The 24,571-nt window shown below is 68.3% G+C and carries 19 protein-coding genes and 4 pseudogenes; 9 read left to right on the top strand and 14 right to left on the bottom strand.

The window, feature by feature from the left end; translation table 11 throughout:
- Position 1: 1 nt before the first annotated feature.
- Positions 2-940 carry an endonuclease/exonuclease/phosphatase family protein gene (locus tag MTP03_RS14420; protein ID WP_248488857.1) on the top strand — a complete coding sequence of 313 codons (939 nt, stop codon included), beginning with the start codon at positions 2-4 and terminating at the stop codon, positions 938-940.
- Here the strand turns inward: MTP03_RS14420 and MTP03_RS14415 are convergent, their stop codons facing one another.
- Positions 941-1,327 carry an FKBP-type peptidyl-prolyl cis-trans isomerase gene (locus tag MTP03_RS14415; RefSeq protein WP_248488856.1) on the bottom strand — a complete coding sequence of 129 codons (387 nt, stop codon included), beginning with the start codon at positions 1,325-1,327 and terminating at the stop codon, positions 941-943. It lies immediately after the preceding gene.
- A 186-nt stretch (positions 1,328-1,513) separates the two neighbouring features.
- Here MTP03_RS14415 and MTP03_RS14410 point away from each other — a divergent pair, with 186 nt between their 5' ends.
- On the top strand, positions 1,514-2,857 hold the full coding sequence (locus MTP03_RS14410) for a polysaccharide pyruvyl transferase family protein (RefSeq protein WP_248488855.1): 1,344 nt from the start codon (positions 1,514-1,516) through the stop codon (positions 2,855-2,857).
- Here the strand turns inward: MTP03_RS14410 and MTP03_RS14405 are convergent.
- Positions 2,766-3,152 (bottom strand): class I SAM-dependent methyltransferase, encoded by a 387-nt coding sequence (locus MTP03_RS14405; RefSeq protein ID WP_248488854.1) that lies wholly within the window; start codon positions 3,150-3,152, stop codon positions 2,766-2,768. The two genes, MTP03_RS14410 and MTP03_RS14405, sit on opposite strands and share 92 nt — an antisense overlap.
- Positions 3,153-4,584: 1,432 nt before the next feature.
- Here MTP03_RS14405 and MTP03_RS14400 point away from each other — a divergent pair.
- From MTP03_RS14400 to MTP03_RS14390, 3 genes are all read left to right on the top strand, one after another.
- Complete coding sequence (locus tag MTP03_RS14400; RefSeq protein WP_248488853.1) at positions 4,585-6,840, top strand: protein kinase/lanthionine synthetase C family protein; 2,256 nt, start codon at positions 4,585-4,587, stop codon at positions 6,838-6,840.
- Positions 6,841-7,060: 220 nt separating this feature from the next.
- Positions 7,061-7,744, top strand: a complete 684-nt coding sequence (locus MTP03_RS14395) for an ABC transporter ATP-binding protein (RefSeq protein ID WP_248488852.1) — start codon at positions 7,061-7,063, stop codon at positions 7,742-7,744.
- Between the two features lie 19 nt (positions 7,745-7,763).
- Positions 7,764-9,674: an FtsX-like permease family protein gene (locus tag MTP03_RS14390; protein ID WP_248488851.1), complete on the top strand. Its 1,911-nt coding sequence runs from the start codon at positions 7,764-7,766 to the stop codon at positions 9,672-9,674.
- A gap of 44 nt (positions 9,675-9,718) precedes the next feature.
- Here MTP03_RS14390 and MTP03_RS14385 read toward each other — a convergent pair whose 3' ends face one another.
- From MTP03_RS14385 to MTP03_RS14375, 3 genes are all read right to left on the bottom strand, one after another.
- Positions 9,719-9,913: a hypothetical protein gene (locus MTP03_RS14385; RefSeq protein WP_248488850.1), complete on the bottom strand. Its 195-nt coding sequence runs from the start codon at positions 9,911-9,913 to the stop codon at positions 9,719-9,721.
- A 76-nt stretch (positions 9,914-9,989) separates the two neighbouring features.
- Positions 9,990-10,457 carry a hypothetical protein gene (locus tag MTP03_RS14380; protein WP_248488849.1) on the bottom strand — a complete coding sequence of 156 codons (468 nt, stop codon included), beginning with the start codon at positions 10,455-10,457 and terminating at the stop codon, positions 9,990-9,992.
- 126 nt (positions 10,458-10,583) lie between these two features.
- A complete protein-coding gene (locus MTP03_RS14375) occupies positions 10,584-11,804 on the bottom strand; it encodes a DUF222 domain-containing protein (protein WP_248488848.1) in 1,221 nt (406 codons plus the stop codon).
- Between MTP03_RS14375 and MTP03_RS14370 the strand changes: the two genes are divergently transcribed.
- On the top strand, positions 11,795-11,944 hold the full coding sequence (locus tag MTP03_RS14370; RefSeq protein WP_248488847.1) for a hypothetical protein: 150 nt from the start codon (positions 11,795-11,797) through the stop codon (positions 11,942-11,944). The genes MTP03_RS14375 and MTP03_RS14370 overlap by 10 nt on opposite strands.
- Positions 11,945-12,159: 215 nt before the next feature.
- On the opposite strand, the gene glnA is transcribed toward MTP03_RS14370, so the two are convergent.
- On the bottom strand, positions 12,160-13,593 hold the full coding sequence (gene glnA / locus MTP03_RS14365; RefSeq protein WP_248488846.1) for a type I glutamate--ammonia ligase: 1,434 nt from the start codon (positions 13,591-13,593) through the stop codon (positions 12,160-12,162).
- A gap of 198 nt (positions 13,594-13,791) precedes the next feature.
- Here glnA and MTP03_RS14360 point away from each other — a divergent pair, with 198 nt between their 5' ends.
- On the top strand, positions 13,792-14,274 hold the full coding sequence (locus MTP03_RS14360) for an RDD family protein (protein ID WP_248488845.1): 483 nt from the start codon (positions 13,792-13,794) through the stop codon (positions 14,272-14,274).
- Positions 14,275-14,311: 37 nt separating this feature from the next.
- On the opposite strand, the gene MTP03_RS14355 is transcribed toward MTP03_RS14360, so the two are convergent.
- Positions 14,312-15,079, bottom strand: a complete 768-nt coding sequence (locus MTP03_RS14355) for a DUF4191 domain-containing protein (protein WP_248488844.1) — start codon at positions 15,077-15,079, stop codon at positions 14,312-14,314.
- 78 nt (positions 15,080-15,157) lie between these two features.
- Positions 15,158-16,111, bottom strand: a complete 954-nt coding sequence (gene lipA / locus MTP03_RS14350; protein WP_248492193.1) for a lipoyl synthase — start codon at positions 16,109-16,111, stop codon at positions 15,158-15,160.
- 69 nt (positions 16,112-16,180) lie between these two features.
- Between lipA and MTP03_RS14345 the strand changes: the two are divergent.
- Positions 16,181-17,275 (top strand): annotated as a pseudogene (locus MTP03_RS14345) (MFS transporter); the annotation flags it as partial.
- 215 nt (positions 17,276-17,490) lie between these two features.
- On the opposite strand, the pseudogene MTP03_RS14340 reads toward MTP03_RS14345, so the two are convergent.
- Positions 17,491-18,432 (bottom strand): annotated as a pseudogene (locus MTP03_RS14340) (MMPL family transporter); the annotation flags it as partial.
- Positions 18,429-20,528, bottom strand: coding sequence for an MMPL family transporter (locus tag MTP03_RS14335; protein WP_248488843.1), 2,100 nt, complete (start codon positions 20,526-20,528; stop codon positions 18,429-18,431). The pseudogene MTP03_RS14340 and the gene MTP03_RS14335, both read right to left, overlap by 4 nt.
- Positions 20,529-20,666: 138 nt before the next feature.
- On the opposite strand from MTP03_RS14335, the gene MTP03_RS14330 reads away from it, so the two are divergent.
- The gene (locus MTP03_RS14330) at positions 20,667-21,050 is read left to right on the top strand and encodes a helix-turn-helix domain-containing protein (protein ID WP_248488842.1); all 384 of its coding nucleotides are present in this window, start codon (positions 20,667-20,669) and stop codon (positions 21,048-21,050) included.
- Here MTP03_RS14330 and lipB read toward each other — a convergent pair.
- From lipB to sucB, 4 genes and pseudogenes are all read right to left on the bottom strand, one after another.
- Entirely contained in the window at positions 21,041-21,742 is a 702-nt protein-coding gene (lipB, locus tag MTP03_RS14325) for a lipoyl(octanoyl) transferase LipB (RefSeq protein ID WP_248488841.1), read from the bottom strand. The two genes, MTP03_RS14330 and lipB, sit on opposite strands and share 10 nt — an antisense overlap.
- A 111-nt stretch (positions 21,743-21,853) precedes the next feature.
- Positions 21,854-22,039 carry a DUF1731 domain-containing protein gene (locus MTP03_RS23850; protein WP_371820769.1) on the bottom strand — a complete coding sequence of 62 codons (186 nt, stop codon included), beginning with the start codon at positions 22,037-22,039 and terminating at the stop codon, positions 21,854-21,856.
- A gap of 110 nt (positions 22,040-22,149) precedes the next feature.
- A pseudogene (locus MTP03_RS14320) lies at positions 22,150-22,752 on the bottom strand (NAD-dependent epimerase/dehydratase family protein); the annotation flags it as partial.
- 21 nt (positions 22,753-22,773) lie between these two features.
- Positions 22,774-24,508: pseudogene (gene sucB / locus MTP03_RS14315) on the bottom strand (2-oxoglutarate dehydrogenase, E2 component, dihydrolipoamide succinyltransferase).
- Positions 24,509-24,571 lie beyond the last annotated feature (63 nt).

The following is a 24,571-nucleotide window of genomic DNA, read 5'->3' as shown; positions in this document are numbered from 1 at the left end:
CATGAGGATCTTCATCCGGATGGCGGCGAGCATCGTCGGTACCGTGGCGCTGCTCGGCGCGATCGCCGCGATCGTGCTGCACTTCTGGCCGTTCGCCCAGAAGGTGCCGGTGGCGGCCGCGGCGGTCTCGCCGGTGCTCATGGCGGCGACGCTCGCGCTCGCGCTGGTGTGCCTGCTGTCCGCCCGCGCCCTGTTCCGGGTGGCGCTCGCAGTGCTCGTGGCCGGGGTCGGGATCTGGGTGCAGTCCCCGCTCTGGCGCGGCGACGGTAGCCCCGCCGGGCCGCTCCTGACGGTGCTGAACGCGAACATCCAGGTGGGCGCGGGGGACGTGGGCGTGCTCGCGGCGCTGGTGCGCGACCGGCGCGTCGACGTGCTGGCGGTGCAGGAGATCACCCCTGAGGCGGCGCAGCGTGTGGCGGCGTCGACGATCGCGGCCGATCTGCCGCACGGCTTCGTCCGCGCCGCCGCCGGGGCGGACGGCACCGCGCTCTACAGTCGGTATCCGCTGGCGAGTACCGCGTCGATCCCCGGCTTCCTGCTCGAGGGGCTCACCGCCGTCGCGACCGTCCCGGGCCGCGGCGACGTGCAACTGTTCGCGCTGCACCCGGTCCCGCCTGTGGACGTCGACACCTGGCAGCGCGAGCTGCGCCAGATCGACTCGCTGCTGCACGGCGTGCCGGCGGGGCGTCCCGTGGTCGCGCTGGGCGACTACAACGCGACCTACGACCATACGCAGTTCCGCCGGCTGCTGCGGGACGGCTACCGCGACGCCGGGCAGTCCGCGGGCGCCGGCTTCCTGCCCACGTACCCCACCGACAAGGCGTTTCCGCCGGTGGTGGGGATCGATCACGTGCTGATCCGCGGCCTCACCGGCGCGGACGTCTCGCTCCACGACGTCCCCGGCGCGGACCACCGCGCAGTGCTGGCGACGGTCGGCTAGTCACTTCGCCGCGAGGATCTTGATGCTGAAGATCAGCGTGTCGCCGGGCTGGATGCCGGCGTCGGGGTTCCCCGTCGTATAGCCGTCCTGCGGGGCGATCGCGACGCCCACCGACGAACCGACCTTCTGCCCCACGAGGGCCTTCTGGAACCCCGCGATGACGCCGTTCGCGGCGAACGAGGCCGGCTTACCGCGATCGAAGCTGCTGTCGAACCGCTCGCCGGTGCGGCCGTTCACCCCCAGGTAACAGACCGTGACGGTGTTGTCCTCGGCGACCACCGCACCGTCGCCCTCGGGGTTGAATCGCTGCACATGCGTCTCGTCGACGGCGAACGGCTGCTCGACCTTGATCAGCGGAGCGGACGAGTCGGTGGGGCCGGTGACCACGATCGATCCCGTGCGGCCCTGATACGTCCAATCGGGCGCGTTCGCGGTGCTCGGCGCCCCCGACGGGCACGTCGCGGTCGCGTCCTCGGTGCACGCCGTGAGGCCCCGGCGGCGAGGACGGCGACGGTGGCGAAGGACACGAAGCGGTTGACTGGCATCCCGCCAACCTACCGGTAGCGTGTGGCCGTGGGTACACGCGAGCGGATGGCCGGCCTGGCCCGGACCAGCCGTCTGGACCGGCTGGCGCGTCGCGGCCTCGGCGGGGTCGAGCGCCTGCTGGGCACCCTGGGCGGCGGCCGGATCATCTACCTCATCGGGGTCGCGGGGCACCCGAACTACGGCGACGAGCTGGTTCTGCGCATCTGGCTGCGGCACCTGGCGCGGGTCCGCCCCACCGACACCGTGATCGTGGACGTCGCGCACGTCGGCGAGGCGGCTCTGCTGTTCGCGCACGATCACCCGCGCGCGGTGTTCGTCGACACGCTGTGGCGGCTCGCGCGGGCCGCCGATGAGCACCCCGAGCTGTGCGGCGATCTCTCCCCGTCCGACTGGGTCGCCTCCGCGGCCTCCGAGCTGGGCGTCGCCCCGGGGCTCGCCGAGGGCGTGGACCACCTGCTGCGCGCGTCCAGCATCCACATCGTGGGCGGCGGCTACATCAACGGCATCTGGCCCCAGTGGCTGCCCGTCGTGTCCGCCGTCGGCGCGGTCGCGCGGCGAACGGGGGCACGGGCGTACGCCTCGGGGCTGGGCCTCCTCCCGCTGCCCGACGGTGCCGCCCTCGCCCGGTTGCGTTCCGACGCCGCCGCGTTCACGGTGTTCGACGTGCGGGACCGGGCGTCGTTCGACGCGCTCGCGTCGGTGCCCGGGCGATCGTTCACCGGCGACGACGTGTGGCTCGGACTCGACGTGGCGGCGTCCGACGTGCCGGCACGGCCCGGCGACGTGGCGCTGTGCGTGCAGGAGGACCTGTCCGAGGGCTTCGCCTGGCGCGGACTGTCCGGCGCGGAGGGGCTCGCGGCGTACGTGGAGGCCGTGCTCGACGCGTGGCGGGTGCCGGGGGAGAACATCGTCGTGGTCGAGGGCATCCCCGGGCACGACTACACGGTGCCGAAGCTGCTGGGCGCGCGGCTCGACGGTGCCCGGATCATCCCGTTCCTCGATGTGTGGCGCGAGGGACTGCCGGCGGGGCGGGGCTCACGTGGATCAGCACCCGCTTCCACCCGCACCTCGTGGCCGCGGCCGCCGGTGACAGCGGCATCGCCATCGTGGCCAAGCCGGACTACTACGGGATCAAGCACGGGTCGCTCACCGCGGCCGGGTCGCGCTGGACCGTCGTCGACGGTGACTCACCCGTCCCGCCCCGGCCCACCGCCGGGGGTTTCCCGGCGGCGGACCGTCGGGCGAACGTGGCGCGCAAGGCGGCGCTGGCGGCCCGGATCTACCCGCCGGACTGAGCCGGCTGAGGCGACTGAGCCGACTGAGCCGGGCGCTGCCACGAGAGCGTGTAGCGGAACGGGATCCGCCGCGTGACGCGCGCGTCGCCGCCCAGCAGCTCGGCCGCGGCGGCGGCGATCTCGGCGACCGTTTCCCGCGGGTCGGCGACGGGGAAGCGTTCCGCGGGGCGCGGGCCGCGATGAGGTCGCGGGTGGGCGAGGAGACCCAGGACCGGGTTGGCGGCCGCGGAGCCGAGTTCCCACGCCAGGTCGGCGGGGGCGGTCGTCTGCCGCGCCAGCCCGACCACGAGGAGGCGGCCTCCGGGAGCGAGCAGCCCGCGGCAGCGTTCGAGGGTCGACCGCAGCGGCAGGTGGTGGAGCGAGGCGATCATGGTGATGAGGTCGAATTCGCCCTGCGCCGAAACCTCCGCGACAAACTCCGAGACACACAGCACCACGCCACCCGAAGCGCCGAACTCGGAACCCCCACCATGCCCAGCAGATAGGGCTAAAGCAGCACCGACCATGTCGTTGCTGCCAACGGGGACGGGTGGCGCTGGCCTGACAGGCTCCGCGTGAGCGGGCGATGGTGCTCGCCGCGGAGGCTAGGCGAGACGGAGAATCCGGATCCGTCGCGATCACAGCCGACGGCCTGGCGCGCTGCCCCTCTTGACAACCAGGGCGTCGGCTGCGACACTTAATTCGTTAGTACAACGTTCTATGTTCCTCGTCCATCTCGACAAGGCCCGACCACACACGGGAGAACTTCATGACCAACGCTGCTACACGAGCACGCACTCCGCTCGTTCGACGAGCACTTACTGCTACGGCAGCATTTTTTGTTGCTGGCGCGTGCGTCTTTTCTACGGCACCGAACGCGCTCGCGAACCCTGACTGCGAAGCCCTGTATCAGAGCACCTTGGCAACCTGTGAAAGCATCGCCGCATCAGGCAACAACGCTGCTGCTCAGCGATGCTTTTACGCCGCCCGAGAGAACCTGAGGCAGTGCCTTGAGGGCTAGTTCCATAATTGCCGAGAAGGTAGTTGAAACCGATACCGGAACATACTCGGTTACGATAGAAGCTCCCGTTGAAGTAATCGAAGGACAGTTCTGGGGGTGCCGGACCACTGTCACCAGGCCTGATGGCGAAGTGATAGAGCTGGATTCACGATCCGACAGCTCTTTTGGGGCAGTGATTCAGGCATCCGCGTTAGGATCGATGTCGCTTGCTGCTCACGCCGCTCACACCTCTGACGAGAACTTCTTCCGGCAGCACGGGCTTCTGTTCACCACCAAGAGTTCACGCGGAGATACAGTCTACCAATATGTTGACCGAGCTCCGGACTGATCGAAGACTCGACAAGTTGCAGTGCACGACGCAAGGGGGATAAGTGCGTCAACGAGCGGTATTTCCTGAAGATTGCTGCACAACTCCAAGCGGATATCACTTCTACGAGCGACCCTTATTTCTTCGCGACAACGGCGACACCCACAACCGATCCGGAAATAGATTCACCGTCCCTACTCCTGGATCATGGGTGACACAGGAGACTGCTGGGTGGGTTCACTACTACCCACGGGGCGCGGCTCTGCCCGATCAGGGGTGGAAGATCCATATCAGCACTGTTCCTGCGGAAGCAGATGACGTACTCCGGCGTACCGCGCAAGTATGCCATCAGCAATGCCTACCATTTAAGCACCTACCAAATTTCGCAGCACTCGCGCAGAGCAATTCCAAATATGCAGACCGCGCAGCCTCGGGTAAGTTCATCACGATATACCCTGTACAAGATGATGTCCGTCTCGAGGCTGCGCTAAACGCATTGGAAGTCACCCTCAAGGGCTACTCTGGTCCCGAGATACTATCCGATGCTCGATGGCGTGATTCTCCGGTATTTATCCGCTACGGGGCGTTTCGACAGCGGACCGCAATCGTCAGCGGCGAAGAAACTGCGGTCATCAAAGATGAGGACACTCTCGAGGACGTGCCCGACAGGCGTGTGCCGTACTTCATCTCGCCGCCTAGTTCGCGGATCCCAACGGTTCTCACCGACGCAATACAGAGGCGAACAAGCGGTGACACGGTCTCACGCGCAGAGTTTCCCTATACCGTTCTGTCGGCACTGCACTTCGCCAACTCCGGTGGCGTTTACCTCGCGCAACGGAACGAATCAAGCTCAGGCGCTTGCGTCCTTAAAGAAGGCAGATCCCACGTAGCGGTGGACCCGAATACTGGAGAAGACGCGGCGGATCGGTTATTGAACGAGTTCAATACCCTGAGAAACCTGACAGAAATCCCTGGTATTGTAAATGCGCATAATACCTTCATGGTGAACGGTCACAGATTCGCCGAATTGGAATTTGTTGAGGGTGTGACGCTCTACGAGTGGGTGGCTCAAAACTTCCCGTTCTCCAAAACGGTAGAGGTGGAGACGTACACGCGCCGATGCTTGGCAATCGCCAAGAAAATCTCGGAAATTGTTCTACATGCCCACGCGGCGGGATGTGCGCTCGTCGACATTCAACCCCGAAACATAATGATCAGCGAAGCTGACGGTCACTCCGTATCTGCGGCAGCTCCGGCCGTAACGCTAATCGACCTGGAGCTCGCTCATTTCTATATGGGCGCCAGGGAAGGGAAGCGAAGGTTTATCGGGACTCCCGGTTTCGTCTCCGACCTAGATTCAGCGTTCGATCCACGGCAACGCGATGGGTACTCAGTAGTCCGAAGTGTAATCCATATGTTCCACCCAGTTACGCCTCTCTGCTCGCTCAGCGACACGATCTGGGAAGGCCAGAAGCGGTTTATCGATGAAACTTTCGGTTCTCGAGCAGTCGATGCTATTCAAAGCATCGATGAGGAGTTCGGTTCTCCTCTGCTGAAGTCCGTTGCTCATGCGCGCCGGAGTCCGGTGCGATCAGCGTGGGTCGGTGTGCTTTCAACACCAGAGAGGACTCGCAATGGTCTAGTCGAAGGAATCCTGCGGTCACGTGCATCTAGCCGTGAGAAGGGCGTCTTTCCGGGCTCACCTGTGATGTATGAATCCGCACTGGGGGCTTGGTCTGTTGGATACGGAACTGCTGGTGTGATGCTCATGCTCGACAGAGCTGCTCCGAGCACGCGGCGGAATCGAGTGTTCGCAGCGGAGCTCGAGCAGCTCGAGGTTCAGTACCGGGCTTGTGAGGACTTCTCGCTGTTGACTGGGCGAAGTGGGCTGGCCTGTGCACTGAGTGAGTTCGGCGCGCCAGAGGATTCGGTCAGCGCTCTAGTCGCGGGCAGCGCTTCCGCTGCAGGTCGGTTCAATCGCTATGGTCTAGCCGACGGCGCAGGTGGGATAGCTGCGGCTCTGGCGTCGCTCTGCCTCAACGGCGGAGAGACCCCGCTCTCGGAGGCCGAAGCGATGGCAGCAAATCTGACTTCTGGCCCAATTGTCGACCGCGCGTTGGAAGGTCCTCTCGGGCTTTTCGACGGGATGGCCGGGCTTGCTGTAGGCGTGTTGTTGCTGTCTTTGTGTCCTGGGGTGGATGCGGACGCTCTGAGGTCGTCCGGTAAGGCGCTCATCGATGCGGCGGTCGATGCTCTGGTAGAGGCTCCGGACGGATCGCTGCAGGTGCGTTTTCGAGGTGCCCTGTATCCGTACCTGGGGAGCGGGTCGGCGGGGGTGGGTGTTGCGGTCGCTGTCATGCATCAGTTGACGGGCGAACCGTTGACCGCTCATCACGTGCATGTTCTGCATCGGATTCGGCAAGCCTGCGACGTTCGGTCCTGCCTGTACCCAGGCCTGCTCAAAGGCATGTCCGGCTTACTCGTCGCAGAACGGATGTTCACCGAGCTACTGGGCCCGCCACGAACAGCTATGAATCCACTTGAACTGCTGGCACCTTTCCTGTTTCACAGCCCCAGTGGTCTCCTGTCCTCCGGCGACGGAGGACGGCGTCTGGCGGTGGACTACGCACACGGTGCTGCTGGTCTGCTCCCCGCCCTAGCTAACTCGACGCATCTAGTGGACTGGCTTCCTGTAGCAAATCCACAGCGCCTGTTGTCGCCTAGAACACGCCAACCGATCACCATCAACTAGTTACACACAACAACCTGGAGGTTCATATGTCGCATATCCTAGATCTGCAGAAGCTCGACTACGCCGAGAGCGACACCTCGCGCAGCAGTTGGTCAACGTGGAGTTCGGGCTGCCATGAAAGCTGGAGCACATCGAGCACTGGCTGCTTCTGAAGTCCGTGACCAACCAAACCTCACCCAACGTGCAATCAGGTGGTGCTGCCGCACTGCAGATCTCCGGGTTGACCTACGCTGCCGGCCATCCAGCGTCAACGATCGTCAAAGACGTCGACCTCACTGTCAGGGAAGGGGAGTCAGTTGCGATCATGGGCCGGTCTGGATCCGGCAAGAGCTCGCTGCTCAAGCTTGGCGGTGGGCTCCTACAGCCGACTGCGGGGTCGGTTTCGGTGGCTGGCACCCGCATAGACGATCTAGGGGAGAAGGCGCGGGCTCTGGTCCGCCGCGGACCTGTGGGGTTCATATTCCAGGGCCTAAACCTTATCGGGAATCTCAGTGTCACCGACAACCTCGATGTTGCCGGTCACATCCGCGGACGGCGCTACACCACTGCCGAAAAGACCGCGGCGCTAGAGGCGGTAGGAATGGCAGCGATGGGGTCGCGCCTGGTCGAAGACCTGTCGGGCGGCGAGGCACAGCGTGTCGCCATCGCCCGCTCCTTGATGAGCAAGCCAACGATAGTGTTCGCAGACGAGCCGACCGGTGCACTCGACTCGACGAACGCAGCGAACGTCACCTCACTGTTTAAGGACGTTGTTACGACCGGCAGCGCGGTGGTGGTAGCCACCCACGATCCCGTCGTTGCGGCGACCACCAGCCGGGTGGTCTTTCTGTCCGACGGCAGAATCGTTGGAGAGCTGTCATCGCCCTCCGCTGAGGAGATCGCCCGGCGTGTTATCGCCCTGTAGCCGCAAGTAGGAGGCGCACGTGCTGTTTTGGATACGAACTGCGTTCCGCGGCAACGGAGCAACGTACCGCTGGGTGTGTATCGCAAGCGGGGTATGCGCGCTCGCAGGCGCGAACGCTGTAACCATCTTCTTGGCCGCGAGTGATACCTCGTCAGTCCCCGCAGGGCCGGATATCAACAGGTACGCCAAGGATCTCGTCGCAGCGGACGGGCTCGCATCGTTCGCGATTGTCATGACGATTGTGTCTTTGGTGTCTGCGGCGATGGTGATTCATGCGCTGGTCGGGTCAGTGGCAAACGCGCGGCGCGATGCCCTGGCCGTGTATCGCATCCTCGGAGCGACCCCGCGGCGCACAGGAATGATCTTCCTTCTCGAATGCGCAGTGTTCACCGCGATCGGCGCAGCGGTCGGCGCCGGCATCGGGACACTGCTCGCGCCGCCGACCCGGGTGGTGCTGGCCTACTATGACCTCGCCCCGCAAACTATTGCCGTCGGGCCGCGGATCTCAGCTGTCGCGCTGGTCTCCGTGCTCATAGTGATTGCGGCCATGGCCGGCTCCCGCTCGGGGTACCGCGATGTGATGACGCACGCCGACCAGAACCAGCAGCAGAGGGCCCGGCGGCGCCGCAGCATACGACCTGTGCCTCTCGCTATGGCAGCAGTGTTTCTAGCAGGAGCAACGGCGTTGGCGGCGCTTGTTCCGCCGACCGAGAAGGCGATCAACAGCGTCCCGTTCGGAGTCGCCTTGCTCGGTGTGATCGGGGCGGCACTGCTAACACCAGCTGTGACCTATACGTTCGCTGCAATCACAACTGCGATCTCGCATAGAGCGATGGTTCCCGACCGGCTCAGTAGCTACCTACGGATAGGTGGCCGATGGTCGGCAACAGGAGCAAGCCGCTCAGCCCGGATCGCCATCCCCATCACGCTCGCGATCACCGTGGTCGCAGTCATCTTCTCGCTCGCCCAGACCGGTCGCAGCGCCAGCGAGTACGACAAACTCAAATCCGTTGCAGCCGAATCCGTGCTGGACACATCAACACACCCCGACAGCGACTGGAACGTCTCCGCGCACGCCGACCCCCACAGTGTCGGCGTGCGCGGAGACTCGCGCTGGACCGCACCAGGACAGCGGGCGACCGTTATATCACTGTTTCGCATCACGCACCCCGAGAACCTAGCCACGATATTCCCCGGCATCAGCCCTGCCGCTCCGCTAGCACTGACAACCGAAAGCGAGCAAGACCGAAGCTCCCTTCGCGTGCTATCAGGAGACCCCAACGACACCGTCGGCGACACACGCCGTTGGGTCTCACCCGACAGGCAGGAAGTAACAGTTCGGGTAGTCGGCAAGGTCTCGGAAAACCGGTACCTCCGCTACCGGTACCTCGTTGTCGACGCTACCTTTCCAGATTCGTCCGACACTCCCGGTTTTGTCTTCTACCGCACCCCTGCTGATGGCTCGGCAGTATCTACTCGGCAATGGATCGAGGACCAACTTAAGGACAACCAGCGCAGCCAAACAGCAGGCATCACCGCTATAGTCGTCATACCGATATTACTGTGCGTGATCGCGCTTCTCGGTGTGGTCATGAACATTCGCCGAGAACTACTACCAGGACGCCGCACATTACAGCAGCTGGGGCTCACCCGGTCCGATACAGCGGCCGTGTTCGCGGTCATCGCCACGACTTCAATCGCAGGCGCGCTGATCACCGCCGCTGTCCCACTGATCCTGACCATCTACTCCGAACAGCGAATAGTGTACGGCATCGGATACGATATCCCGATAGCAATGCCCGCCGCGCCAGTGGCGGCAACCGCGCTTTCGCTTTCGCTAATAGCCCTGGCGAGCATGGTAGTCGGGTGGAGAACACCTAAGGGACGCACTCGTCACACGAAAATCCCAGTGCCCGCAAGGACCGGCTAAGTCCCGCGCCCGCCGAACTCCGTACCTCACACGCGATCGAACTCCTACGACAGGGACTGATGCCCCTCCTTGGGGCCAGATATCCCAGAGTTCGGTTCCGCGAGTCCATCGAAGTTGTACTCGGCGCTTAGCTTGACTGGTGCAGAGAAGCCCTTGAGTTTCGTCTCGAACATCGTCGCCTCCTCGTCGTCCTCGACGATACGCCCGATACGCCCGCGGAGCCGCTGCGCCGAGGTCACGCTGCGCTGAGGTCACGCGGCGGCGAGGTCACGCTGCGCTGAGGTTACGCGGCGGCGAGGTCACGCGGCGCCGAGGTCACGCCGCGGCGGCCAGCGGCCATGGGGGATCGGTGCGCCAGTGGTTGTCGTCGTCGTGTTCGGAGAGGAGGCGTTCGAGGGTGGGTGGTCCGTTCGGGCCGTCGAGGATCGCGTTGATGTCGTCGTGGATGGTGCCGACGAAGTCGCGGCAGAGGGCGCGTTCGTCCTCGGCGCGCCAGGCGTCGGCGTAGGCCTGCCGGCGCTCTCGGTGGTGTTGCTGGGCCAGTTGATACAGCTCGGCGGGGTGATGCGTGTGGTTGACCCTGTACTGGGCGGTGGGGTCGGCGGTGCGGCGCCATCCCGTCCGGCCCGGGTACTCGTGATCGTCGGGCAGGACCACGGTTTCGAGACCGCGGCGGACCTGGTCCGTACTGGGGACGACTTTGCCGTGGTGCTTGTCGCAGGCCAGGGTGAGCATCGTGATGTCGGTGCGGCCGCCGCCGGCCCATTCGGTGATGTGATGCACTTGGCAGCGGGCGGCGGGGGCGTCGCAGCCGGGGGCTGGCCGGGCCGGGTGAGGGCAGGCCTGTTCGCTAGGCTTCGCCCGCTCGCCTAGCGGCTCGGGGCTGCAGAATCGCTCACACGCCTGCCCTCACCCGCCCCTGGGTCCGATCAAGACCGAGCGGCTGGAGCTGGCGATGTGGTTGAGCGTGCCCATCATGGCTAGGGCGTCGGGCACGGGCAGCCGGCCGCCGGTGGCGGTGGTCGCGACCCCGGTCTCGGATTCGAGTTGGTCGATGCCGAGGGTGATGATCGGGACGCACGGCAACCCGCGGTGGCCGAGGATCCCGGATGCGATGCCGGCGCGCAGCGCGGCGACGAGCGCGTCGTGCCGACGCTGCCCGGCGGTCCGCTTGTCGCGTTTGGCAGCGTCGGCGATCGCGTCCGGGTCATCGATGTCGACGGGGTGCTCGGCGTCGGCGGGGTTGTTCACCCCGGGACGGGCGAGCTTCTCCATCACTGTGTCGACCAGTGCGTGGGCCTCGGGGGCCAGGCATCCTTCGAGCGTGCTCATGAGGTCGTCGTCGCGCTGTTTGCCCAGATGCAGGTCGCGTTGGCGGGCGATGCCCTCGGCGGAGGGCTCGGCACCGTCGGGGTCGATCAGCTCGTAGGCGCGGCGCCCGAGCAGGGCGATGTCGTCGGGGGTGACGCCGCCTTCGGCGGCGGTGACCAGCATGTCCTCCAGGTCGGTGACGTCGTTGAGTTTGCGTGCGCATTTGTCCAGGGCCTTTTCGATCGCGACGGCGTGCCGTTCGGAGACCCTCCCGGCGCGTTGTGCGGCGGCGAGCAGCGGACGCCGCGGTTCGGGCGGGACACCGCGTTCTTGCCGCGGTGCCCGGTTCAGGGCCCCGCGCATCCGCTCCTGCGCTTCCACCCCGGCGAGGGTGAGCTGATCTGTGAGGAGTTCTTTGAGGCCGGTGTACCCGAGCTGGGCGGGTAGGCCCTGTTCGAAGGCGATCGCGGTGACCGCGTACTGCGCCGACGGCACCTTCCGGGCGGCGGTCTCGAGCCGGCGCATCCCGTCGAGCACCTGTTCCGACGTCAGCATCACCGGATTCGCCCCGGCCAACCGCTCCGCGGCATGTTCGAAGGAGGCGAGCGCATCCAAATACTCTGCAGCGCTGGTGTTCGCGAGCATTGGGCACCTCCCTTCGATGCCTCCAGCGTGCGCCGATGTTCGGAGAGGTACCGTAGAAAACGAACACAAAGGCGAAGGCGGCACCGTCGACCCGCGGATGAGAGTTATGATGAGCAGCTCAAACGATGGCGGCCATTCGGGATCATGGAGGCGCAATGAGGTCGATGAACGCATCACCGAAGCTGCGTGAGGTGAAGCTGACGCCCGAGCAGCGCGCGCAACGACAGCAGCGCGCACAGGCGATCATCGCTCGAGCGAAGTCCCGCTCATACCAGCTGAAAGCCGACCCCAAACAGTCCCGTAGGGCGATCTAGCCCAGAGCGACACGCATCGCCCGCTCGATCGTCAAGGTCAAGGGTGTGCCCGGCGCGTTCGTGTTCCACGACTTGCGGCACTGGTCCCCGAGCAGACGAGTCGACCCGCGCCGTGATCGCGTGGATCATCACGGCGCGGGCCGACTCGTTACGAACTGCTGCGGGCCAACTGCGGGCCACCGACCAGGAATAGCCTGGTCAGCGGCCCTCAGAGGTCACACGTCGTAGTAGAGCTGGAACTCGTAGGGGTGCGGGCGCAGGTTGACCGGCGCGATCTCCTGCTCGCGCTTGTACGCGATCCAGGTCTCGATCAGGTCCTCGGTGAACACGCCGCCGGCGGTGAGGTACTCGTGGTCCTCCTCGAGGCGGTCGATCACGGCCGACAGTGAGGTGGGGGCCTGCGGGATGCTCTTTGCCTCCTCCGGCGGGAGCTCGTAGAGGTCCTTGTCCACGGGGGCGTGCGGCTCGATCTTGTTCTTGATGCCGTCGAGGCCGGCCATCATCATGGCGGCGAAGGCCAGGTACGGGTTGCCCGAGGAGTCGGGGCAGCGGAACTCGATGCGCTTGGCCTTCGGGTTGTTACCTGTGATCGGGATGCGCACGCACGCCGAGCGGTTGCGCTGGCTGTACACCAGGTTGATCGGGGCCTCGTAGCCGGGCACGAGCCGCTTGTACGAGTTGATCGTCGGGTTGGTGAACGCGAGCAGCGACGGGGCGTGGTGCAGGATGCCGCCGATGTAGTAGCGCGCGATGTCCGACAGGCCGCCGTAGCCGGCCTCGTCGTAGAACAGCGGCTTGCCGTCCTTCCACAGCGACTGGTGGGCGTGCATGCCCGAGCCGTTGTCGCCGAACAGCGGCTTCGGCATGAACGTGACGGTCTTGCCCTCCTGCCACGCGGTGTTCTTGACGATGTACTTGAACAGCTGGACGTCGTCGGCCGCGTGCAGCAGCGTGTCGAACTTGTAGTTGATCTCGGCCTGGCCGCCGGTGCCCACCTCGTGGTGGCCGCGCTCGAGCGTGAAGCCCGAGTTCTGCAGGTTGGTCGAGATCTTGTCGCGCAGGTCCACGTAGTGGTCGTACGGCGCGACGGGGAAGTAGCCGCCCTTGTTGCGGACCTTGTAGCCGAGGTTGGGGGAGCCGTTCTCCTCGACCGCACGGCCGGTGTTCCACGAACCCGAGATCGCGTCGATCTCGTAGAACGAGCCGTTGATGGTGGAGTCGTAGCTGATCGAGTCGAAGATGTAGAACTCCGCCTCGGCGCCGAAGAAGCAGGTGTCGGCGATACCGGTGCTCTTGAGGTACTCCTCCGCCTTGCGGGCGATGTTGCGCGGGTCGCGGCTGTACGCCTCCCGGGTGAAGGGGTCGTGGACGAAGAACGAGATGTTCATCGTCTTCGCGGCGCGGAACGGGTCGATGCGGGCCGAGCTGACGTCGGGGAGCAGCATCATGTCGGACTCGTCGATCGACTGGAAGCCGCGGATCGACGAACCGTCGAACGCCAGACCGTCCTCGAAGACGCTCTCGTCGAACGCCGAGGCGGGGATGCTGAAGTGCTGCATCGTGCCGGGCAGATCGCAGAAGCGGATATCGACGTACTCGACGTTCTCGGTCTTGAGGTAGTCGAGCAGTTCCTCTTTGGTAGTGAACACCTGTTACTGGCTCCTTCGTCGTCCGGTAGCGGCGGCGCTGGTCGTACCGGCGCAACCGCCACCGAGGTTACGAGAACGAACGCTATGGACGCGGTGTTGCCCGTGAACTAACGGAATGTTTCAACGGTGTTACACATCGCCCCGCGCGCTCCGGGCGGCGGCCTGCTGCCGCCGCCGGCGCCCACGTACCCTGAACGCATGGGTCGAGAAACGGGATCATGGCTGTCCGGCGCCTCCGCGGCGCTCCCCGAGGGCGCGCACGGCGACTACCGGGGCCAGGGCCTGGGGCTGCCGCGCGCCGGCGCCGGCTCCCTCGCCTCCACCGGGCGACGCGTGGTCGCGCTGCTGTTGGACTGGGTGCCGTCGGCGCTCATCGCGGCCGCCGTGGTCGGCCCCTCGCGGGTGTTCGGCGGCGAGCAGACGTCGTTCGACACCCTGACGCTCGGCATCTGGTTCGCAGTCGGCGTGCTCACGGTGACGCTGTTCGGCTTCACGCCCGGCCAGTACTTCGCCGGCCTGCGCGTGGCGCGGATCGAGGACCCGGACATGCGCGTGGGGATCATCCGTGCGCTCGCCCGGAACCTACTGATCGTGTTCCTCGTGCCGCCGCTGATCCAGGACGTCGACGGACGTGGCATGCAGGACCGGGCCACCGGCACCGTCGTCGTCCGCACCCGGTAGGCGCTACGACGGTGCCGGCCCGGCACCGTCGTCCTGGTCAGGCCGAGCCGTTGGAGCCCGTCTTGCGCCGGACGGTGCGCTGCACGCTGCGCATCTTCGCGCCCTGCGGCAGCGGGCCGCGGGGCATCTGGGCGCCGCCCGCGCGATTGGACAGCGCGGCCAGCCGGCCCTCGAGCTCGTCGATCTTCTTGCCGTTGATGTTCGACGGCAGCTTGTTCAGGTTGCGCTGCAGCTTGCGCAGCGGCACGGCCTCGTCGTTGCCCACCACGAACTCGTAGATCGGGGTCTGGCCCACGACGCGGGCGGTCTTCTTCTTCTCCTGCGCGAGCAGGCCCTTGATGCGGCCCTCGTTGCCCTCGGCCACCAGGATGATGCCGGGCTTGCCGATCACGCGGTGCACGGCGTCGGCGTGGGTCGTGCGGGCCACGGCCTGCGACACGCGCCACGAGCCGCGCATGTTCTCCAGCGCCCACCCGGCGGCGCCCACCTGGCCCTCGTTCTTGCGGTACACGCTGCGCTCGAGGCGCCGCGTGAACACGATGAAGGCGCCCAGCGCGCCCAGCAGCACGCCCAGGATGAGGAACATCCACCAGCTGCTCAGCGCGAGGCCGAGCAGCAGCGAGATCACCACTGCGCCGACGAACACGCCGGCCATGATCGGGATGAGCGCCCTGTCTTCCTTACGCTGCATCTGGAACGCCTGCCACATCTGCTTGCGGCGTTCCTTCGAAGCGGCCTTACGGGTGCGCTTCGCCTCGGCCTTCGCCGCCTTCAGTTTCTGTGCGGCTGCCTTGTCCTGTGCCATGACTCCCAGCTTAATGTCCTACTTCGCGGCGGCGGCCATGCGGCTCAGAACCGAGGTGCGGCCCTCCGCGCGGTGCGACTACTTCGTTGCGGCGAGGCGCTCCAGCACGGAGGTGGCCTCCTGCGCGGCGCTCCCCTCCGCGGTCAGGTGCGCCATGTTCTCCGGAATCGGGCGGCCGTGATGCGCCATCGCCTTCGCGTAGAGCTTGCCCGCGCGGTACGACGAGCGGACCAGCGGTCCGGCCATGACGCCGGCGAAGCCCATCTCCTCGGCGGCGGCGGTGTGCTCGACGAACTCCTCCGGCTTGACCCACCGCTCCACGGGGTGGTGTCGCGGCGACGGGCGCAGGTACTGGGTGATGGTGATGATGTCGCAGCCCGCGTCGTGCAGGTCGCGCATCGCCTCGGTGACCTCCTCGGGGGTCTCGCCCATGCCGAGGATCAGGTTCGACTTGGTGACCAGCCCGAAGGCGCGGGCCTGCCGGATCACGTCGAGCGAGCGCTCGTAGCGGAACGCGGGGCGGATGCGCTTGAAGATGCGCGGCACCGTCTCCAGGTTGTGAGCCAGCACTTCGGGGCGCGACTCGAAGACCTCCGCGAGCAGCTCCGGCTTGGCGTGGAAGTCGGGGATCAGGTTCTCGACGCCCGTGTTCGGGTTCAACTTGTGGATCTGGCGCACGGTTTCGGCGTACAACCACACGCCCTCGTCGGGGAGGTCGTCGCGGGCGACGCCGGTGATGGTGGAGTAGCGCAGACCCATCGCCTGCACCGACTCGGCAACGCGGCGGGGCTCATCCCGGTCCAACTCGGCCGGCTTGCCCGTGTCGATCTGGCAGAAATCGCACCGGCGGGTGCACTGCTCGCCGCCGATGAGGAAGGTGGCCTCGCGGTCCTCCCAGCACTCGTAGATGTTGGGGCAGCCCGCCTCCTCGCACACCGTGTGGAGGCCTTCACGCTTGACCAGGCCCTTGAGTTCGGTGAATTCGGGGCCCATCTTCGCGCGCGTGCGGATCCAGTTCGGCTTGCGCTCGATCGGGGTCTGCGCGTTACGGACCTCGAGGCGGAGTAGCTTGCGGGGTTCTCCGGGGTACTCACCCGGTCCATGCTACGCCCGGTCCCGCGGCCCGCCGGTGGCGCGGGTCACGCCCGTTCGACCGCGATCCTTCGATCATCTAATCTGGCTCGGGTAGGAGGTGCGGCGATGGTGCAGGGGAGGACCCCGTGGGGCACCTTCGGCGTTCTCTACCTGGTCTTCTTCCTCATGGGCGCCGAGATGAACCTGGTCGCGCCACTGCTTCCCGACATCGCGCGGTCGTTCGGTGCGTCGACCGGCGCCGCGGGCAACGTCGTCACCGCGTACGTCCTCTGCTATGCCGTCACCGGGCCGCTGTTCGGCCGGCTCTCGGACCGGCTCGCCCGCCGGAACGCGATCGCCGTCGGGATGGCGGTCTTCGCGGTGGCGGATGTCCTGAGCTACGTCGCGCCGTCGCTGGCGCTGCTCGTCGCGGCGCGAGCGCTGTCCGGGCTCGGGGCCGCGCTCGGCGCACCGTCGATCTGGGCGTACCTCGCCGAGTACGCCGCGCCCGCCCAGCGCGGCCGGGCGGTCTCCCTGGGCGCGGCCGCGTACGCGGGCGGCCAGGTCCTCGGCGTCCCGCTCGGTGCGTTCCTCGCGAACGGTCTCGGGTGGCGAGCGCCGTACCTGTTGATCGGCGTGCCGATGCTCGTCGTCGCCGCGGTGACGGCGCTGCGCCTGCCGTCCGCCGACCCGAGCGCGCCCGGGCCGGACCGGGGCGGTCTGTTCGCGCCGTGGCGCAACCGCCGGATTGCGCTCGCGTTCACGTCGTCCCTTCTGCTCCAGGCCGGCCGGCTCGGCGCGTACACGTACGTGGGCGTGCTGCTCTCGCAGCGGTTCGGCTACGGCCTCACCGCGCTGGGCCTGATCGGGCTCGTCGTGGGCGTCGGCTCGATGACGGGCTCCGTGGCGACGGGGGCGCTCGTCGACCGCCTGGCCCGGCGCGGTGTGCACCCGGCGTGGGTGCCGGCGGGGGCGGCACTGGTGGTCGCAGCGGGGGTGGCGGTCGCCACGACGGCGACGGTCCCGGCGGTCGCCATCGCGGCGATCGCGGTGTGGTGCGCGGGCGGCGGCGCCTTCTTCTCGGCCCAGCAGACGTACCTGTCCTCGGTCGACCCCGACAACCGCGCCGCGGTGCTCGGCTGGAACAACGCGTGTACCAACGCCGGTATCGCTGCGGGCACCTCGGTGCTGGGCGCGGTCGCCGTGGGTGGCCCGTTGTTCGCCGCCGCGGCCACCGGGTTCGCCGTGGCCGCGGCGCTCCTGTGCTTCGCCTCCGTCCGCCTCGGCGCCGCGCCGTCCCGGGCCCAGCGGACCCGGGACGCGGCCGTCACGGCTTCGACGGCCACCACGCGGTCGCCGAGCGCGGTGATCGCCGCCGGCACGAAGACGGTCCGCACCACGACGATGTCGATCAGCAGGCCGATGCCGATGGTCGAGCCGATCTGCAGCAGGTTGATCACGCTGCCGCTCATCAGCGCGAACATCGTGATGGCGAAGACCAGTCCAGCGGTGGTGATCACGCTGCCGGTGGTGCCGAACGCGCGGAGCACGCCCCGCACCGTCGAATCCCCGGCGGCCTCCTCGCGGATCCGGTCCGCGAACAGCATGCTGTAGTCCGCGCCCACCGCGACCAGCGCCATGAAGGCGATCGGCAGCACCGACCAGTCGACGGGGATCCCCAGGCCGTGCTGCCAGAGCAGCACCGACGCGCCCGCGGCGGCGGCGAAGGACAGCACCACCGTGGCGACCATGAGCGCCGCCGCGATCACCGCCCGGAGCAGCACCAGCAGCACCAGGAAGACGCCGATCACCGCGACCAGCCCGAAGAGCAGGAAGTCGCGCAGCACCTGCTCGCGCATCTGCGCCGAGATCGAGGCCAGGCCGAAGCCGTCCATCGTCGCGGACTCGAGCACGGTGCCGTGCGCCGCCGCCCGCGCGGCGTCGGGGATCGACGCGGCCGTGTTGAGGGCTTCGTCCGAGTACGGGTTGATGCCCCACACCACGAGGATGCGGGCGGACCGGCCGTCGGGCGACATGAGCACCCGCGAGCCGTCGACGAAGCGATCCGACTGCAGTCCCTGGGCGGGTAGGTAGAAGCCGCGGCCCGGGCCGTCGGTCGTGCCGGCACTGAGCCCGGTGAGGTAGTCCGTGGCGGCGCCGAGGCCCTCCTGGAGGCGGCCCGTCATCTCGACCACCTGATCGGTGCCCGTCTTGACCTGTCCGAGGCCCGCGCTGAGCTGGGACAGGCCCGTGGAGAGCTGGGAGACGCCCGCGTTCAACTCCGCGAGCTGCGCCTTGACCTGCTCGGGGCTGAGGCCGCCCAGGCCCTTGAGGAGACCCTGCAGCCGGGCCAGCGCGTCGTCGGCCTGGGCGAGCGCGGTCGCCGCGCGGTCGGTCGTCCCGGCGGGCAGCACGACGGTGGCCGCGCGGACCGCCGTCGAGGCCCGCCCGGACGTGGCGCGGTCGAGCTCGGCGAAGGCCCGGCGCGCGGCGGTGCAGTTCGCGTCGGCGGCACAGGCGGGGAGGCGGGGCCGACCAAGGGGCCGAACACCTCGCCGATCCCGGCGTACTGCCGCTGCGCGGTCCGGACGGCGTCGGCGGCGGTGGTCAGGGTGGCGACGGCGCTGCGCAGCAGGGCGGTCGCGGCGTTCACGTCGACGGTGCCGCCGCTCGCGGTGGCGAGGGCCTGCTGCGCGGAGGTCAGCGCGTCCAGCACACCCGACGCGAGCCCGGTCACCCGCTGGGTTCCGGCGACGAGCTCCGGGACCCGCCGGGACGCCTCGCTCGCGCCCGCATTGAGCTGATCGACGCCGGAAGCGAGGGCCTTGAGCTGCGGCGAGGCCTCCTTGAGCTGGCGGTTCGCGTCGCCCAGGCCGTTCGCCACCTGCTGCGTCTGGTAGCCGACGGCCGACTCGGGTATCGGCTTCCCGTCGGGCCGGGTGATCGACCGGACGTAGGCGACCTGCGGCAGGTTCGACACCCCGATCGCGATGGCCTCGAGCGCGGCGAGGTCGTGGGTGTTGCGCATGTCGTGGTCGGCGCGGATGAGCAGGAACTCGGGAACCGCCTCATTGACGCCCCAGTGCTCCAGAGTCGTCTCGTAGCCGTTGCGGGAGTCCGTGGCGCGCAGCTGCATCCGGTTCTCGTCGAAGCCGATGACCATGCTCGGCAGCACGGCTGCCGCGGCGACCAGCACGACCAGCGCGGCCGCCGTGAGCGGAACGGCCCGGCGCATCACCTTCACCCCGGTGCGGCGCCAGCGCTTCTCGCTGCCCGGCCGGGGTTCCACCCAGCCCTGCGCGCCCAGGTAGCGCAGCAGCGCGGGCGGCAGCGTGAGGGCGATGAGGCACGTCACGATGATCGAGATCGTCGTCGGCAGGCCCGCCGTGACGAAGATGCCGACCTTGCAGAAGATCATCGCGCCGCTCGCCACGGCGATGGTGAGGGCCGAAGCGACGATGATGCGCCCGACGCGCGTCGACGCGGCGACCGCGGCCTCGTCGGACGGGATCCCCGCGCGCCGCGCCTCGTGGTACCCCGCGACGGCGAAGATCGCGTAGTCGGTGGCCGCGCCCAGCACCATCGCGGTCATGATCGCGATGGAGAAGTTGGACACGGGGATCACCTCGTGTTCGCCGAGCAACGAGACGATGGGCCGCGCGACGGCGAGCGAGAGGCCGATGGTCAGCAGCGGCACCATCGCCGCGCCGATCGACCGGTAGGTGACGAGCAGCAGCGCCATGATGAGCACCACGGAGACCGCGGTGATGACGAGCAGCGACGCGTCGATCGCGGTGAACAGGTCCGACAGCGTCGGTGCCGTGCCCGTGAACTCGACGGTGGTACCCGCCGGCGCCGGGATCGAGCGGATGGTCTCCCGGATGGCCTCGGTGCTCGACTGCGCCCGGGTCGAGCCGATGTCGCCGACCTCGGCGACGAGCAGGTTGATGGCCTTGCCGTCGGGGCTCAGGCCCACCTCGCGGGCGGCCGGCCTGCCGAAGGTGTCGATGACGTAGGCGACGTGCTCCTTGTCGGCCTGGAGCGCGCTGGTGAGAGCGCGGTAGTACCGCTCCTGCTCGGGGCCGATCCTCCCCTCGGCGGCGACGATGACGTTGCCCTGCGCGGTGGACGACGGGGTGCCGAACTCCTCGGCCATGGCGCGCAGCCCGTCGACGCCGGGCAGGTCCCCGGGGATGAACGGCGCGGAGTGCTTGTGGACCGTGACCTCCAGCTGCGGCACCGCGACGTTGAGGATGCCGGCCAGGCCGACCCAGAACAGCAGGATCCAGGCCGCGTGGCGCACGCAGAGCCGGCCGAGCCGTGCGAAGAAGGGCTGCTTCGCTGCGGAATTACTATGGGCGTCGATCACGGTCACCTTCCGGTCCGCCGGAGGTCATCCGGCCGTGGTCCAAAAATCGAACTGGACTGATAGGTGTGAACCGTATCTCTATCGGCGAGGCGCGCCTAGTGCCTTCCGGTGTGGGTTCCGCCGCAGAGCGGCAGGGGGAGTGACATGAGTCACAGCGAGCGCGACGTCGACCGTCCGCTACCCGGGCGGCCCGTCCGCGGTTCCGACACCGGGCGCCCGATGATGGCCGCGCTCGACCTCTTCGGCCGGCGGTGGGCGCTGCGGATCGTGTGGGAGCTGCGTTTCGGGAAGTCGCGGTTCTCCGACCTGCGCAACGAGATCGAGGGCATCTCGTCGAGCACGCTCTCGCAGCGGCTCTCCGAGCTCTCGGCGGCGCACATCGTGACGCAGGCGTCCGACGGCGCCTACCGCCTCAGCTACCAGGGCAAGGCCCTCCTGATCGCTCTGGGGCCGCTGGAACTGTGGGCCAAGGCGTGGGCGAAGGCCGTCCGCGACGGCACCTCGGAGGACCCGGCCGATCAGGCGTGATCGGCGGCGTGCAGCGTCGCGTCGGTGACGGGGAGGTCGCCGTCGAGGGCGCGCTGGACGGCGTCGACGACGGCGTCGCGCACCTCGCCGACGGTGACGTCCCGGCCCAGCTCCGAGCTCAGCGTCGTCACCCCCGCGTCGGGGATGCCGCAGGGGATGATGGCGTCGAAGCCACCGAGCGTGTTGTCGCAGTTGAGCGCGAAGCCGTGCAGCGTGACGCCACGGGCCACGCGGATGCCGATGGCGCCCACCTTGCGCTCGGGCCGCGCACCGTCGGCGGGGAACCAGACGCCCGAACGTCCCTCGACCCGGCCCGCCCGCAGGCCGAGGCCGCGGCACACCTCGATCAGGGCCTGCTCGATGCGGCGCACGTAGTCGACGACGTCCATCGCCGAGCCGAGCTTGATGATGGGGTAGCCGACGAGCTGCCCCGGGCCGTGCCAGGTGATCTTGCCGCCGCGGTCCACGTCGATGACGGTGCTGCCGTCCGTCGGCAGGTCCTGCGGTTCCGTGCGCTTGCCCGCGGTGAAGGTGGGCGGGTGCTCGAGCAGGAGCAGCCGGTCGCCGATGGCGCCGTCGGCGCGCTGGTTCGCTAGGTCGTGCTGGAGGTCGAAGGCCTCCTGGTAGCCAATGGTGCCGAGGTCTTCGACGACGAGCGGATCGGACGAGGCGCGGGCGGAACGTGCGGGCATGACCTAGACGCTACGCCTTCGCGGCGGTGCGGCCCGCCGGGAACGTCGGACCCGGTTCCGGCGGGCGACACGCCGGGCGGACGCCGCCGGAACCGTCTCCGATTTCGGCCGTTAGGAGTCGTCCGCCATCGCCGCGGCGAGCGCGGCGGGAAGCGTGGTGTGCGCGAACCGGAATCCGCTCTCGTGGAGCACGCGCGGAACGGTGCGCTGCGACGTGAGGAGGCCCTCGTCGGCGATCTCGCCGACCGCGGCGCGGAGGGCGACGCGCGGCACCACCCAGCGGGCGGGGCGGTGCACCTCACGGCCGAGGGCCTCGCTGAAGGCCTGCTGCCGTACCGGCGCGGGGAGGCGATGTTCACGGGGCCGGACGTGTCACCGGACAGCGCACCGTCGAGCACGTGCAGGACGGCGCGGGCGGCGTCGTCGCGCGAGATCCACGACAGCCACTGGTGCCCGCTGCCGAGTCGTCCGCCCAGCCCCAGCCGGTACACCCGGCGCAGCACGGGGAGCAGTCCGCCGGCGTTCGAGAGCACGTGCGCGAACCGCAGGTGCCCGACGGTGACCCCGGCCGCGCGCGCCGGAGCGGCCGCGGCCTCCCACTCGACGCACAGGCTCGCGAGGAAGCCGGAACCGGGACGGGAGGTCTCGAGGCACTCGGCCTCGCCGGCGTCGCCGTAAACGCCGATCGCGCTCGCGCCCAGGAACACCGGCACGCCATCGCGCGCGGCCGCCTCGGCGAGCGCCGCGGTCGCCTCGATGCGGGAGTCGCGCAACTCCTGCTTGACGGCTCCCGTCCAGCGGCGGCCCGAGATGGGCGCGCCGTTCAGCGTGATCACCGCGTCGAAGCCGGCGAGATCGGGGACCTCGCCGCGCGCTGGGTCCCATGCGCGCCCGCGCGCGGAATCGCCCCGAACGAGGGGAACGACGGTGTCGCCCCGCCGCGTCAGCGCTCGCGACACCGCAGTGCCGATGAGCCCCGACGATCCGGCGAGGGCGACCCGTCGTTCCATGAGATCGGGTGGTTCCGAGAGCTACAGGCCCAGATCCGCCTCGAACGCGCCCTCCTCGAGACGGTGCTTGACCGTGGTGAGGAAGCGGCCCGCGTCGGCACCGTCGATGAGGCGGTGGTCGTAGGTGAGCGGGAGGAAGGCCATCGGGTGGATGCCGATGGACTCGGTGCCCGCCGCGTCCTTGACCACGACCGGACGCTTGACGATCGCGCCGGTGCCCAGCATCGCCGCCTGCGGCGGAACCAGGATCGGGGTGTCGAAGAGCGCGCCCTCGCTGCCGATGTTGGTGATGGTGAACGTGCCGCCGGAGATCTCGTCGGGCTTGAGGTTGTTGTTCCGCGTGCGCTCCGCGAGGTCCACGATCGCGCGGGCCAGGCCGGCCAGCGACAGGTCGTCGGCGTTCTTGATGACCGGCGAGAGCAGGCCCTGCGGGGTGTCGACGGCGATGCCCAGGTTCACCACACCGTGGTAGGTGATCTCCTTGAAGTCGTCGCTGATCGACGCGTTGACGTTCGGGTGCACCTTGAGCGCCTCGATGACCGCCTTCGCGATGAACGGCAGGTACGTGAGGTTGACGCCCTCGTTCGCCTTGAACGCGGCCTTCGCCTGCGCGCGCAGCGCCACGATCCGGCTGAAGTCGACCTCGAAGACCTGGGTGAGCTGCGCGGAACCCTGCAGCGACTCCCGGGTGACCTTCGCGGTGATCTGGCGGATGCGGTTGGTCTTCTGCGAGGTGCCGCGGAGCGCCGCCAGCTCGGGACGGGCACCCTTCGGGGCCGACGGTGCCGCGGGCGCGGCGGCCGCGGGCGCGGCGGCAGCGGCCGGAGCCGCAGCGGGGCCTTCGCGGCCTCGGCCGCGGCGAGCACGTCCTGCTTGCGGATGCGGCCGCCGACGCCGGTGCCCTTGACCGAGTTCAGGTCCACGTTGTTCTCCGCGGCCAGCTTGCGCACCAGCGGGGTGACGTACGGCGTCGACTCCGAGGACGACGCGGCCGGAGCCGCGGGGGCAGCCGGGGCCGCGGGCGTAGCCGGGGCGGCAGCGGCCGGCGCCGGGGTCGGCTCAGGGTCGGCGCGGGAGCCGGGGCGGCGGGGGCGGCCGGAGCCGGGGTGGGCTCGGGAGCCGGTGCCGGTGCGGCGGGCGCGGCGGGTGCCGCGGGGGCGCCGGAGCCGACGATCGCGAGCACGCCGCCGACGGCGATCACGTCGTCCTCGTTCGCCTTGATCTCCAGCAGCGTGCCGGCGACGGGCGACGGGATCTCCGTGTCGACCTTGTCGGTGGAGACCTCGAGCAGCGGCTCGTCGACGGCGATCTCGTCGCCGACGCTCTTGAGCCAGCGCGTGACGGTGCCCTCGGTCACGGACTCGCCCAGCTCGGGCATCGTCACCTCGGTGCCCGAGGCGGGAGCGGCGGGAGCAGCCGCGGCCGCGGGCTCCGCCGGAGCGGCCGGAGCCGCCGCCGCGGGGGTGGGTTCGGGCTCGGCGGCGGGCGCCGGCGCGGCGTCGGCGGGCGCGGACTCGCCGGCCTCACCGATGGTGGCGAGGTCGCCGCCGACCTCGACGACGTCGTCCTCCTGCGCCAGGATCTTCAGCAGCACACCCGAAGCCGGGGCCGGGATCTCGGTGTCGACCTTGTCGGTCGAGACCTCGAGCAGGGGCTCGTCGACGGTGACGGTGTCGCCCTCCTGCTTGAGCCACCGGGTGACGGTGCCTTCGGTGACGCTCTCGCCGAGTGCCGGCATCTGGACGGAGAAGGCCATTTCCTCTGACTCCTCAGGTTCGGTTATCTGCTGTGATACGAGCTGAACGCGGGTTTCGGCTGG

The organism is Tsukamurella sp. PLM1, assembly GCF_023168325.1.
In the GTDB taxonomy this organism is placed as follows: domain Bacteria; phylum Actinomycetota; class Actinomycetes; order Mycobacteriales; family Mycobacteriaceae; genus Tsukamurella.
This window is presented reverse-complemented; position numbering and strand designations above follow the sequence as displayed.

Excerpts from the sequence above, each read along its gene's own strand:
- MTP03_RS14420 (WP_248488857.1), top strand. The coding sequence starts at position 2 with ATGAGGATCTTCATCCGGATGGCGGCGAGCATCGTCGGTACCGTGGCG.
- MTP03_RS14405 (WP_248488854.1), bottom strand. The coding sequence starts at position 3,152 with ATGATCGCCTCGCTCCACCACCTGCCGCTGCGGTCGACCCTCGAACGC.
- MTP03_RS14370 (WP_248488847.1), top strand. The coding sequence starts at position 11,795 with ATGAACGCATCACCGAAGCTGCGTGAGGTGAAGCTGACGCCCGAGCAG.
- MTP03_RS14375 (WP_248488848.1), bottom strand. The coding sequence starts at position 11,804 with ATGCGTTCATCGACCTCATTGCGCCTCCATGATCCCGAATGGCCGCCA.
- MTP03_RS14360 (WP_248488845.1), top strand. The coding sequence starts at position 13,792 with ATGGGTCGAGAAACGGGATCATGGCTGTCCGGCGCCTCCGCGGCGCTC.
- MTP03_RS14355 (WP_248488844.1), bottom strand. The coding sequence starts at position 15,079 with ATGGCACAGGACAAGGCAGCCGCACAGAAACTGAAGGCGGCGAAGGCC.
- MTP03_RS14330 (WP_248488842.1), top strand. The coding sequence starts at position 20,667 with ATGAGTCACAGCGAGCGCGACGTCGACCGTCCGCTACCCGGGCGGCCC.
- lipB (WP_248488841.1), bottom strand. The coding sequence starts at position 21,742 with ATGCCCGCACGTTCCGCCCGCGCCTCGTCCGATCCGCTCGTCGTCGAA.